The organism is Chryseobacterium sp. GQ58, from assembly GCF_059758895.1.
Genome location: NZ_JCAXEH010000003.1, coordinates 45,536 through 58,898, shown reverse-complemented (window position 1 = coordinate 58,898; position 13,363 = coordinate 45,536). Strand labels below are relative to the sequence as shown.

10 protein-coding genes are annotated in these 13,363 nt (G+C 35.9%); 2 read left to right on the top strand and 8 right to left on the bottom strand.

What is annotated here, in order from left to right; translation table 11 throughout:
* Positions 1-26 precede the first annotated feature (26 nt).
* Complete coding sequence (locus AC6CHK_RS08240; protein WP_498095174.1) at positions 27-941, top strand: helix-turn-helix domain-containing protein; 915 nt, start codon at positions 27-29, stop codon at positions 939-941.
* Between the two features lie 35 nt (positions 942-976).
* On the opposite strand, the gene AC6CHK_RS08235 is transcribed toward AC6CHK_RS08240, so the two are convergent.
* The 8 genes from AC6CHK_RS08235 to AC6CHK_RS08200 all read right to left on the bottom strand — a co-directional run bounded on the left by AC6CHK_RS08235 (position 977) and on the right by AC6CHK_RS08200 (position 12,160).
* Positions 977-3,322: a phosphocholine-specific phospholipase C gene (locus AC6CHK_RS08235; protein ID WP_498095173.1), complete on the bottom strand. Its 2,346-nt coding sequence runs from the start codon at positions 3,320-3,322 to the stop codon at positions 977-979.
* A gap of 94 nt (positions 3,323-3,416) precedes the next feature.
* Positions 3,417-4,898 (bottom strand): SusD/RagB family nutrient-binding outer membrane lipoprotein, encoded by a 1,482-nt coding sequence (locus AC6CHK_RS08230; RefSeq protein ID WP_498095172.1) that lies wholly within the window; start codon positions 4,896-4,898, stop codon positions 3,417-3,419.
* 10 nt (positions 4,899-4,908) lie between these two features.
* The gene (locus AC6CHK_RS08225; RefSeq protein WP_498095171.1) at positions 4,909-8,064 is read right to left on the bottom strand and encodes a SusC/RagA family TonB-linked outer membrane protein; all 3,156 of its coding nucleotides are present in this window, start codon (positions 8,062-8,064) and stop codon (positions 4,909-4,911) included.
* A gap of 211 nt (positions 8,065-8,275) precedes the next feature.
* Positions 8,276-9,328 carry an alpha/beta hydrolase gene (locus AC6CHK_RS08220; RefSeq protein WP_498095170.1) on the bottom strand — a complete coding sequence of 351 codons (1,053 nt, stop codon included), beginning with the start codon at positions 9,326-9,328 and terminating at the stop codon, positions 8,276-8,278.
* 5 nt (positions 9,329-9,333) lie between these two features.
* On the bottom strand, positions 9,334-9,852 hold the full coding sequence (locus tag AC6CHK_RS08215) for a cupin domain-containing protein (RefSeq protein ID WP_498095169.1): 519 nt from the start codon (positions 9,850-9,852) through the stop codon (positions 9,334-9,336).
* On the bottom strand, positions 9,839-10,444 hold the full coding sequence (locus AC6CHK_RS08210) for a sugar O-acetyltransferase (RefSeq protein WP_498095168.1): 606 nt from the start codon (positions 10,442-10,444) through the stop codon (positions 9,839-9,841). Before AC6CHK_RS08210 ends, AC6CHK_RS08215 begins: the two co-directional genes overlap by 14 nt.
* 84 nt (positions 10,445-10,528) lie before the next feature.
* Complete coding sequence (locus tag AC6CHK_RS08205; protein WP_498095167.1) at positions 10,529-11,407, bottom strand: helix-turn-helix domain-containing protein; 879 nt, start codon at positions 11,405-11,407, stop codon at positions 10,529-10,531.
* Between the two features lie 132 nt (positions 11,408-11,539).
* Complete coding sequence (locus AC6CHK_RS08200; RefSeq protein WP_498095166.1) at positions 11,540-12,160, bottom strand: RNA polymerase sigma factor; 621 nt, start codon at positions 12,158-12,160, stop codon at positions 11,540-11,542.
* Positions 12,161-12,399: 239 nt separating this feature from the next.
* Here AC6CHK_RS08200 and AC6CHK_RS08195 point away from each other — a divergent pair, with 239 nt between their 5' ends.
* Complete coding sequence (locus tag AC6CHK_RS08195) at positions 12,400-13,347, top strand: FecR family protein (protein WP_498095165.1); 948 nt, start codon at positions 12,400-12,402, stop codon at positions 13,345-13,347.
* Positions 13,348-13,363: the final 16 nt, after the last annotated feature.

Here is a 13,363-nt window from a genome sequence, read left to right as displayed (position 1 = left end):
TAAAGAAAACAAGTAAATTAGCATTTATGGGAAAAACATTTCGCATTAATTCAATAGCCCAATTTCATACATTTTGTAATCTGCCTAATCCTGAACATCCGTTGATTAGTTTAATTGATTACAGCAAGGTTTCTTATCCCTTTGATGAAGCGAATGTAAAGTGGATTCAGAACTTTTACACTATTGGATTAAAGCGAAATGTAAATGCCAAATTCAATTACGGGCAACAGCTGTACGATTTTGATTCTGGAGTTTTATCTTTTATTGCACCGCTTCAATTTTTGAAATTAGAAATCAACCTGAATACGGTAGTAGATCCTACAGGCTGGCTTTTGCTTATCCATCCCGATTTTTTATGGAATACGCCATTGGCTAAAAAAATAAAATCGTTTGATTTTTTCCAGTATGCGGTAAACGAAGCCCTTTTTCTTTCAGATAAAGAAGAAAAAATTATTGTAGATATTCTTTTAAAAATAGAACAGGAATATCAGTCCAATATTGACAAATTTAGTCAGGAACTTATTATAGCGCAGCTTGAAATGTTGCTTATTTATGCCGAACGGTTTTATGAACGTCAGTTTATTACCCGGAAAAAATCAAATTACGAATTGTTGGAACGTTTTGAAAAAGTGCTTTCCGATTATTTTAATGATGGAAATTTGTCGGAAAACGGCATCCCGACTGTAAAGTCTATTGCTGAAAAATTGAATATATCACCCAATTATTTAGGAACACTTTTGCGTTTGCATACACAACAAAATACACGACAACATATTCAAAGCAAATTGATTGATTATGCCAAAGAACGATTAAGTACAACAAATTTATCCGTAAGTGAGATTGCTTATGAATTGGGTTTTCAACATCAGCAGTCATTCAGTAAATTGTTTAAGCAAAAAACCAATCAGTCGCCGGTGGAGTTCAGGCAATCGTTTAATTAGAAAAGACTATTTACCGCCAAATTATCTGCAATTCGCTAAGACCAATGAGGATCAGTTACTGTAGGTTTTCCTGATTCTATTCTTCCGGCAAAATGCCAGCTGTTATTATCTGTTTTTATTTTGATGTCGTACCAGCCTTTTGTTTTGTCGAGATTGAGATTTATTTTTTGCTGAGACGCGTTTATGACCATGTCTTTCTTTTTTCCGTCATAAAGATTTTCAAAATCCAATGTGACATTCTTTTGAGTAATCAGTTTCAGATCGATTTCAATTTCATTTTTTGAAGTATTGCTTAGTAGCACAACTTCAATTTCAGGATTTTTGTTGCCTTTAAATTTCCTTACAAATCCGTTGGGTCCGGTGACTTCATAATTGTATACTTTTAAATCTGCCGGATGCGAAATCTCATCATTAGAATACAATGCGTAAGAAAAATAGTAATCTTTTGTATTAAATTTATTTTTATCATAAATAATCAAAGGGACAGCCGTATCTCGTTGATTGGTCATTACAATCATATTGTTTTTGAGATTGACGTCGTAGCTGTATGGTAACGGGTTTGATGGTTTCATGCCTCTTTCCTGAATTTGTAATAGTTGTTGATTAAGCTCTTTTTCATCATACCATTTGAGATTGGGTGTAGGTTTGTTTTTTGCTGAATTAATGGTTTTTGCGTAGTCTTTTTGATCCAGATAATCCATCTTTGGGATTTTGCTTTCAGATTTATTGAAAGCCGATGTCAAATCACCGCAGATCGCTCGTCTCCAATCACTTATATTTTCAACAGTTACGTTTTTATTGTATTTTTTTTGAATGAATTTTTCTAAAAACTGCAGCACTGAAGTATGGTCTGAAACCTGAGAATTTACAAAACCACCTTTCGTCCAAGGTGAAGCGATGATCATCGGAACTCGGAATCCCAAGCCGACGTTTCCTTCAATTCTTTCATTGTCATGAAGGTTTTGGGTCGTCATATATTCCTGGGTTTTATTTACATATTCTGCACCTTCTTTTCCGTTCATATCAACGGGCTGATTAGGATTAAGCGGCGGTGCAAAAGGGATAACGTGATCAAAATAGCCGTCATTTTCATCATAATTAATAATGAAAATCGTTTTTTTCCAGGTTTCAGGATCTTTAGTCAGAATATTTAAAACTTCAGAAATATACCACGCTCCGTACCAAGGTGAACCCGGATGGTCTGAAAATCTTTCAGGGGCAACGAGCCAGGAAACTGTTGGAAGTTTTTTATCGGAAACATCCTTTCTGAACTGATGCAAAACATCTCCTTTTGGTACAACCAGTCTTTCTCCGTTTTCATCTTTTCCTATTTTTAAATTCCAGTAATCGGGATCATCAGAATTGGTTGTAAATGCTTTCTCGTGGAGATTTTTTTCTTTTTGTGAAAGCTTTGCATAATTATCCGGATGATATTTAATTAAATCTTCTTCAAGCTCTTTAATCAAATTTTCAAATCGGATTTTCTGTTTTGGATTTTTCTTGATTTCTTTTTCCAAATGAGCAATCATGTTGGGAATGTTTTCGTGATAACCTTTAGAAAATTTCACATTAAAATTAGAGAACCATTCGATCGGATTATCGGTAAAATTGCTCAGCCAAGATTCTTCTTCGCCCGGCATTCCTTTTGGAAGACTGATTTCATTCTGGTAAATTCTCCATGAAACATTTTGTTCTTCTAAAATTTCAGGAAAACTTTTCCATCTGGCTTGGCGGTTTTTATCATAATCGATGTTGTCATTGAAAACATTGGCTTTTACCTTTCCGTTTTGCTGTTCACGAATCGTTCCCGACCAAAGGAATAATCTGTTGGGCGTAGTTCCGGTAAGTGACGAACAAAAATACTGATCAAAAATCGTAAATGAATCTGCCAACTGATAATAAAAAGGAAGATCTTCACGATTATAATAGCCTAAAGTCAACGGCATTTCTTTATAATCTTTGTTTCCGGAAGCTTTAGCCTGAAGCCATTTGTCGTATTTCATTCCGTTCAAAGCGTGCTGCTGATCAGACCAAGAATGCGGAAGCGAGCTCATCCACGTAGACTTTGTATTTTTTAAATCTAATCTTCCCGGCGCGGCATATTTTCCCTCATTATTTTTCTGGAAAAAAACCGATTGGCCATCTTCTTTCACAAATGCAGTTTGATCGAGGAATCCTCGAACTCCTTTTAAGGCTCCGAATGCATGATCAAATGATCTGTTTTCCTGCATAAGAATTACCACATGTTCTGCATCATAAAAAGAGGATCCGGCTGCAGGTTCTATTGTTAAAGCTTTCAAAATTGCGGGATGCAACATGCTTGAAGTACCCAAACCTGCCATTAAAATGCCCGATTTTTCTAAAAATTCTCTTCTGTTCATTTGTTCTAAAACTGATTATAAAGAAACCGCAAGTTAACATCATAATCTAACGGTTTCTGTATTTTTAATATTAAAAAATTGTTAGTTTTTTGAGTTATTGCAACCACCAAGGTTTAGAATTGATGTTATCCTGGCCTCCATATTGTGCAGCCAATGCAGCTTGAAGATTCACCTTATTATAATTATATTCTACTTGCGGATATCTGAACCTTAACGGTGCGGAAATTCCTGTCTGTAAAGGAAGATTCGGGTAACCTGTTCTTAAATAATCCTGATACGAAGTCCATTGTCCCTGATGAAACATCGTCATGTATTTCTGAGTAATAATTTTCTCAACCTGAGCCTGAAGTGACGCTGAATTGTTGTAAACCACCAAAGAACTCGCCAAATAATTATCAACATTAAATCCTGTAAAATATTGATTCGGATTTTTCACATACATCTGGTAAAACTGAAAGCTCGCTTTGATTGCGTTGTCATAATGCGTTTTTGAAGATCCCGAAATCCAGCCTCTTGCTGTGGCTTCGGCCAAAATAAATTCAAGTTCAGCATAAGAAAGAATTGATGAAGGCTCATTGGTCGCATCTTTGTAAAAACGTTCGTTTACTTTTGAAATGTTTTTAGCCGTAATTAACGCTGCATTGTCGGAATAAGGTGAAGTAGGATTTCCTCCGTTGTAACCATTGAAATTCGTAATTGCCAAACCGTTTTCTTTTGCAGAAGTTGTCTGCTCGGCAAAAGTGAAAATTCTCGGATCCTGTCTTTCCTTAAACAGATTAATGAAATAATTGGCCATATACAAACTCGAACCATATCCGCTACTGTTAAACATTGTGTATCGGCTGTCTGCAGCGTCAGCAAATTTCAGTTCGCCATTATCCTGAATCGAAGTCATTAAGGTTTGACTTCCCGCAATTGAGGCAAATTCATTGGCAATATTGATTCCTCCAACGGTTGTTTTCTTAGATAAAGTCATTAAAACTTTCAGACGAAAAGAATTGATCAGCTTTTTCCATTTTGCAGCATCGCCATTGTAGATGATGTCGCCTGCAATTGTATCTAAAGAATTGATCATATCGTTGGCTTCCTTCAATTCGGTTAAAATTCCTGCCAATACCGTTTCCTGGCTGTCGTATTTCGGCTGGGTAATTCCTGATTCACCTTTTATTGCTTCCGAATAAGGAATGCTTCCGAATTTTAAACTTAAATTATAAAAGTGGAAAGCTCTGTAAAATTTACCGATCGCCTGATAATTTTTATTATTAATTCTTTCTGCTTCCTGCATCATTTTCATTGTATTCAGCAAATCTGTGCTGTAAGCGCCGAATGAAGCGTCGTTCCATTTCATATACTGATAAATATTTTCACCATCCGTTCCGATCAGCATCCGTGAAGCATACATCGGATCTCCCTGAACGGCAAACGCAGATTTCGAAACGTAAGTCAAAAGATACTGCGGATCGATACTTGCCTGATCATTCGGATTTTCGTTGATTTTATCCAAATTGGTTTCGCACGATGAAAGCGAGAATAATCCGATGGCTAAAACTGTTATTTTTAAGATATTGTTTTTCATTTGTTTTTAATTAAAATTTAAGATTAAATCCGATTCCGAACCATCTGCTGGAAGGATCCTGAATATCATTTCCGGAACCTGATGTCTGACTTCCAATCTGAAAATCCGGATCTGAATAAAGATTTTTAGATTTTTTCCACATTGCTAAATTGTATCCTGAAATATTGGCGGTAAAGCTTTTCACAAAGCCATTCGGATTTAAAAGATGAGAAAAATCGTATTCTAAAACCACGGATCTCAGTTTAATAAATGTTCTGTCAAAAACATTCGCAAACAATTCGCTTTCGTCTTCCGTTACTCGCGCCTGATAAGGGTAATTTTGCGCCCAGCTTTGAAAACTGATTGGTGTTGTATGCGGTGTATAAGTTCCTGTTGAGGCGTTGTAATTTACACCGTCCGGAACAAAATAATACGTTCCCGGATTGGCATATTCAATGTCTCTGTATTCGGTAGAATTCGGGTGTTTTCCTCCCCACCACATTTTTTCAACAACTTGGGATCTCATCACACCGCCGATGCTTCCATCGATTCCGATGTTTAAGCTTAATTTTTTGTATTTAAAGGTGTTATTAAATCCGAAAGTCCAGTCCGGATTGAAATGACCAAGGTTGGTTGGCGTTGTTGATCTTGTCGGCATTCCGGTTGTTGGGTTTAAAATTACTTTACCATCGGGAGATTTTTGCCATGTAATATCGTAATAGCTGTCCATTCTTTCGCCCAATTTAATGTTATTGTAATTCGGCATGTCTGCATAAATGGAAGTTAATGTTTTTTCGTAAGTACTCCAATTGATCAATGATCTCCAAGTGAAACTGCCGGTTTTTATCGGAACCAATCCTAATGAAACTTCGAAACCTTTGGTGGTATATTCATTTCCATTAACGTTTTGCGAAGTAAATCCTGAAGAAGGTGTGCTCGGAAACTGAAGAATATTATCATAATCCAAAGTTCTGAAATAGGTCGCATCCAAAGTGATTCTGTTTTTAAACAAACCAGCCGTCAAACCTATTTCGTAAGATTTTGTCTGTTCGGGTTTAAGCGAATTTTCGTAATTTAAAGTGGTAGGATAGTAGAATGTTGGGCTTCCGTTGAACGTAACTCCGTTGTTATTTAAATAATAATTTCTGATCGCATAAGGCTGGAAATCATACGCAACTTTTGCCCAAGATGCTGAAACTTTCAACAAATTAATCGCTTCAGGCATTGTAACCAAATTGGAAACAATCGTGCTCAGTGAAGCCGAAGGATAGAAATAGGATCTGTTTTCTTTCGGTAAAGTGGAAGACCAGTCATTTCTACCCGAAACGTTGATGAAAAATGCATTATACAAACCAATGTCGATCGTTCCGTAAGTAGAGTAGATGAGTTTTTCCTTCAAATAATCGTAATATTTTATTGCACCTGTCGAATTTTCCAAAGAATAAAGCTCAGGAATCTTCAAACCGTCGGTAGAATTGTTGTCGACATCATTTTTATAATAAAAAGTTGAAGCTCCGGCATTCACGCTGAAATCAAAATTACCAGAAATCTTTTTCTTGTAAGTTGCAAGGATGTCAGAGTTTAGATTCCATGTTTTGGTGTCGTTCAAAATGTAACCGCCATTTCGCGGTGCACTGTAATTGAAGTAAGAATATGGACTTGAAATTTCCTGCTTGTTGTGATTTTCAACGATGGAAACTCTTCCTTTTACCGATAAATCTTCTGTTGCTTTATATTCTAAACCGGCTTGCGCATTGATAATGTTGGTGCGGTTTTGATTTTTATATTTTTCAGCACCAAACCAAGGATTGTTGTACCAAGCGTAGTTCCAGTTGGCCTGCGTTTTACCTTCCTGTCCCGGAACCCAAAGATGATTTTTTAATGCATTTCCGTCAACATCACCTCCCATCCAGATTAAAATCGTGTACATGTGACCACTCGGATTGTAGTCGTAATTGGGAACGTTGGGAGTAAATGTCTGGTTGAAATTAAATTTAGTATCAAAAATAAACTTCTCTCCAAAATGATTTTCTGACGCAAAATTGATTCCGTAACGCTGAAGATAAGCTTCAGGAATTTTGTCATCATAATTCATAAAATTCCCTGAAAGCCTGTAAGAATCTTTATTGTGCTTATAATTGATGGAGAAATTATTATTATTGATGATTGCCGGTTTCATGAAAGTTTTTAAATTATCATGATATTTCCAGTCAATAGGAACTCTTTCGTATCTCGATTTATCGTCATAAGCACTTCCTGCAACGGTTCCGTACCATTCAATGATCTGCCCGGTCTGTTTATCTCTGATTGGGCTGTTCCATTGGGCAATTTTTAATCCGGGAGTAAACTTCGGTCCCCAAATCATATCTCCGTCATTCACGCCACCGTCGGCTCCGTCCCAGAATTCATATTTTCCCTGCGAGCCGTTTCCATATTCTGTCTGTGTTTTTGGAAGATTGGTAAAACCTGCAGTCATCATGGTATTTTGAGAAAACTCAACAGAAAATCCCTGCTTTTTAGCATTTTTTGTAGTAATTAAAACAGCACCATATCTTCCTCTTGAGCCGTAAAGCGCCGAAGCAGGTGCTCCTTTCAAAACATTAATATTGTCAATGTTATTAGGATCTAAATTTTGAAAAACTTCAGGTTCCACAATTACTCCGTCAACGACGTATACTAAATTGGTATTTCCTCGTAAAGAAAATACAGGTTTCTGCTGCATTCCTGTCGGATTGGAAACGTTCAGACCTGCAACCTGACCCGAAAATAGATTTCCGAGACTTGGTGTGGTAATTGTTTCAAATTGCTTTGTCCCAACTTCCTGAGTAGAATATCCCAGTTTTTCTTTCTTTTTTTCAATCCCTAAAGCGGTAATTACAACGCCTTCAATTTGTTTTTCGGATACTTTTTTCAGAATAACGGAATAATTTCTTCTTGACGAAACTTCAATCGTATATAAAGAATAATCGGACGAATAAAACTCTAAAATATCTTTCGGATTTGCGGAAATGGTAAAGTTTCCGTTTTCATCAGACATTACTGTTTTTCCGGTGTTTTTATCGGTGATATTAACTCCAGAAACGACCGCTCCTTCTTCTGATTTTACAGTTCCGGAAATATTGGTTTCCTGAGCGCTGAAATAAAGCGGGAGTAATAACACCGTAAATGTGGCTAAAGTTTTCTTCATTTTTTTGAGAACAAATTTAGCTTGACAGTATTACCTGGATTTTAACATTTTATTACGATAAAAACATTAATTCAATAAGAAACAATGGGAGAGTTAATGTAATTGTAAACGGAGAATTAATGGTATTTCACAAAAATTTTTATTTTTTATAATTAATAAAAAAAAGGAACATTTCTGTTCCCTGATATCTTCAATTATTAATTAATAGTTATTATTTCAAGTTGGTCTTGAAAAATGTTTCCAATTTATCAAAAGGAATTACATCCAATTTATCATATAAATCTACATGCACTGCATTTGGAATAATCATCAATTCTTTAGGCTCGGCCGCTATTCTATAGATATCTTCACTAAAATAACGTGAATGCGCATTTTCACCCGCAATCAGGAGCATTGGTCTTGGAGAGATTTCTTTCACATAAGTAAGTATCGGCATATTCATAAATGATAGCGGATTGGTTATCAGCCAGGCTCCGCTAGAGTTTATAGAATTCAGATGAAAGCCACGAGGCGTCCTGTAATAGTTGAAGTAGTCGACTACAAATTGAGGTTCATTTCCTTTTAAACTTTCAGGTAAATTACGCGGGCCGTCTTCAGGTTTTCCGTTTTCTGCATCTTTCCAACGCTGCTGGCTCAAATTTTCTAATGTTTTGGTACGCTGTTCAGGTGTTACTGAATCGTTGTATCCTTTTGACATTACCCTTGTCATGTCATACAAACTTGTTGTTGCAACGGCTTTCGCACGTTGATCTATTGCAGCTGCATTTAAAGCAAAACCTCCAAAACCGCAAATACCGATGATTCCGATTTTATTTCTATCTATATTTTTCTGTAATCCCAAAAAATCAATGGCTGCGCTGAAATCTTCGGTGTTGATTTCGGGTGAAGCTAAATTTCTAGGTTCACCACTGCTTTCACCAGTGTAAGAAGGATCGAATGCAATTGCTGCAAAACCTCTTTCTGCCATTTGATTGGCATACAATCCTGAAGATTGCTGTTTTACAGCTCCAAAAGGTCCACTGATTGCCAATGCAGCCAGTTTTTCAGTTCCCTTATTTTTTGGAAGATATAAATCTCCGCTTAATGTGATTCCGTAACGGTTTTTAAAAGTCGCTTTCTGACGGATAACTTTATCGCTGAGTTTGAATGTATAATGTTCAGCTTGTTCTGATATATTCATTTTCTTAACATTTGATTTTACTTTTTGTGCAAATAACTGTTCTGTTACAAGAAACAGTATTGCAATAGCCAGTGCTTTTTTCATATTCATTATTTTTCGTTGTTTTTATTGTTTGAATACTGCTCGTCGGTTACGGCTTCGTTCCAATTTACAATTCCTTTTTCAGTATTCGGAACGATGTACAATTGCTGTAATCCCACATCTGCACTTGCTCCATGCCAGTGTCTTACTTTGGGCGGACATTTTACAACGTCACCCTTTTTGATGATTTCGATAGGTTTGCCTTCAATCTGATGGTAACCAATTCCGTCTGTGATAATCAGAATCTGGCCGGATGGATGACTGTGCCAATTACTCCTCGCGCCGGGCTCAAAATACACGTTTCCAACCGCAGTTGTAAAAACAGAATCGGCATTTACCAAACCGATGTTGTAAGCATTTCCTGTGAATAAATCTTTTGAGCCCTTCTCGCCTTTAGGAAAAATGGTGTTCAATTCGTTTTTATCATTTTTCATATTTTCCTGATTTTTGTTGCTGCACGATAGTATTGCCAAAAAAGCAAATACAAATGGCAAAACTGTTTTATACTTAAATTTAAACTGTTTCATTATCAATATTTTTAATGATTTTTGCAGGAATTCCACCGACGATAACATTGTCCGGAACATCTTTAGAAACTACGGCTCCGGCAGCAACTACTGAATTTTCGCCTATCGTAACGCCAGGAAGAATTATAGTATTTGCGCCAAGCCAAGCATTTCTTTTGATGAGAATGGATTTGCCAATGAGGCCTTTTCTTTCGCTAGGATTTAAGGGATGATTTTCGGTAATAAGGCTGACTTTCGGACCAATCAACACACCGTCTTCAATGGTAATTCCGCCCAATGCCAAAAAAGTGCAATCAAAATTAATAAAGACATTTTTACCAATACTGATGTGCTTGCCATAATTGATGTAAATAGGTGTGAAAACGGCAACATCCTGAATTTCTTTATCTAAAATTTTGCTTAATATTTTCGTAATTTCTTCCGGATTCGAAGAATTATTCATCTGTACAAGCAATTCTTTTACAGCAAAAGCTTCTTCCCTCAATCTGCCTATTTGCGAGTCGTTGGGAAGGATGGTTTCGCCAGCTAAAAGGCGTTCAAAAATATCTTTTTGAATAAATTTAGAATCGGAAATATAGTTTGAATCTGACATTGTATTTGGGTTGATTTCCAGATACAAAGTTAGGCTCACCTTTAGGCTAATCAGTAAAGATATTCAAACCAAAGATTAAGAAATTCAAACTTCGGATAAACGAAAAGCTGTAGGATTGGTTCCTGTAATTTTTTTGAAATAATTATTGAAATAGGTTGGATATTCAAAACCTAATGCGTAAGCGATTTCTGAAATACTCCAGTCTGTATGTTGCAAAAGGGCTTTGGCTTCAGTAACGATGCGCTCAGTAATATGAGCTGTTGTGGATTTTCCGGTAACTTCTTTTACAGCACGATTCAGGTAATTGATGTGCACATTTAAGTGTTGCGCGTAATGCTGAGCTGTTTTTAATGTAAGCGGATTCTGAATAGTCTCAATTGGAAATTGTCTTTCCAGCAATTCCAGGAAAACCGATGTTAATCTGGAAGATGCATTCTTGTTCTGTTCGTAATTTTCAGACGGTTCCATCTTTAAAGATTCATGGATGATGAGACTGATGTAATTGCGTATCAATTCATCTTTAAATACATAATCACTTTGCTGCTCGGCAATCATTTTCTGAAAAATAGTATTGAGAAAGCCTCTTTGTTCTTCGGTGATTTTTAGAACCGGTGTACCTCCGATTTTAAAAAAGGAAGATTGCTGCAAGCTTTCCGAACGTTCGGAATTTTTAAAGAATTCTTCTGAGAAAAGAATGGTGTAGCCCATATATGAAGTAGAAATCGTCTCCCAGGAATATGGAATGTGCGGATTGCCAAAAAAGAGAATTGTTCCTTCCTGTTCATAGGTTTTGTCTGAATAATGAATTTTACTTTCGCCAGTCGTCAGGCAGATTTTGTAGAATTCTTTTCTGCTGTAAGTACGCGTATCAGCACTGTCTTGCTCTATTTGAAATGCCTTGAAACCCTGAAGTTTCAGTTCATTGTTAAATTCAGAAATAACTCTTGTCACCTTTTCTTTCATTTAACAAAGTTAAGAAATTCAAATATATTTGAATGATGAATTATTGCACGATCTTTAATAATAATATAGTAATTTAATCAAGTTTTCAGAAAAACCACGCTAATAAAGGTTAAAAATAGAAAGTTCAGTAATCTAATGTTTTGCCAGAATTTCCATCAGCATTAATAAAGTAACGAACTTTTTAGAAGATTGATAATCCGGATTGAGCTGTTCGCGTATTTGGCCAAGCGTTTTGCTTAATTTATTGCTTACCGTTTTATTGCTTAAGCCTAAAGCTTCTGCAGTTTCATCAACAGACATATTCTTCCGGATTCGCATATCAAATACTTTCTGCTCGGTTACAGGAAGCTGAGAAATCACTTCATCGATCATTTTAAATAAAGCCGAAATGTCATTTTCTTCAAGAATTTCAAAATATTCGGTGTCTGTTATTTCAAGTTGAATTTCTGATTCATCAATGCTTAAAGTCGATTGATCTTTTTTGGAGATGTTATAAAAATCAATAACCCTGTAATGAAGATAACGCAGCAGATAGCCTTTTGCACTTTCCGATTCATCGGTTTGAATTGCAGTTGGATCTTCAAGAATTTTAATCCAGAGATTTTGTAAAATTTCTTCTGCAACTTCCTTTTTCCTCGTTCTTCCGAAAACAAAACCGTAAAGGCTGTCCCAATATCTTTCGTACAGCAGCATGAAAGCAGGCTTGTCTCCTGATTTTACTTTATTCAATAAATTTTGGTCTGTCGGTTTCATAATTACACCGCAAAATTACCTAATGTAAAATTAACTTTTTGTGAACTTTAGTAAATCCAACATTAATTATTTCTGAAAAAACACACTCCAATATGAAGCTAATGTTGATAAAGTGTCAAAAATCGACAAAACTGTTAACAACTTGATTTTAATATGAATAAGATGTTAAGATCGGCTTGGGGAAGTTTTTTATTTCCGCAGTCTTATCAATAGTAAACATCGATTGAATTGAATACTTTATGAAGAGTCTAAAATATAAAAAAGTTGAAGCATTTGTTTTCAGGCTTTGGCAGCGGGAAGTTTCAGGAGAAGAAATATCTCAAAAAGAAACTGAAATTTTGGAAAAATGGAAAATCCACGTTGAAAAAGATTTAAATAAAACAGATTCCAAAGAATCTAAAGAAAGAATTTTATTGACTTTAGAACCATATTTTGTTCACCCGACAAAGATTAGCCACAAAATTGGTTTGAAAAAATATACGCTTCAGGTGGCGGCAATTATTTTATTATTACTGTCATTTGGAGGAATTTTTACGTATCAAGCTTTCTTTAAGCCGGATGTGTATGTCGCAGAATCTGTAAACAGAAAGGTGCATTTGGCAGACGGTTCGGTAGTGACATTATTTCCGGGCGCGGAACTTACGGTAGAAAAATCTTTTCCTGCAGACACCAGAATTGTTGCTTTAAAAGGAGATGCCATATTCTCTGTAGCCAAATCTAAAATGCATCCTTTTATTGTAAATGCTGACGGTTTCAGTACAAAAGTATTGGGAACGATTTTTAAAATTTCGCAGTCAGGAAATGATAAAGCGGTTGATCTTTATGAAGGCAAAGTGGCTGTTTCGTCGGATGGAGTTCCTGTTTATTTTCTTAAACCTCATCAAAAATGGACCAATTTCGGGATTCCAAGGACGGCAGCTATTCTTTCAATTTCTGCTGAGAAAAATTCCGGGAAAAAGGTTTCTACTTTATTGACCTTAAGTTTTAATGATGTTTCATTAGGAGAAGTGGTTGAAATTTTACAGAAAAACCATCAGATAAATATTAAATATCCTAAAGAGGTTTCGGATAAGAAAATCACAGCAGATTTTACGGGCGGAAGTTCCGACGAAAATATAGATGCATTGGCATTTATACTGGGTCTGGAAGTCGAAAAGGCGAATCGTACCTATATCTTAAAAAAATAAAAAATCAGAAAACCAT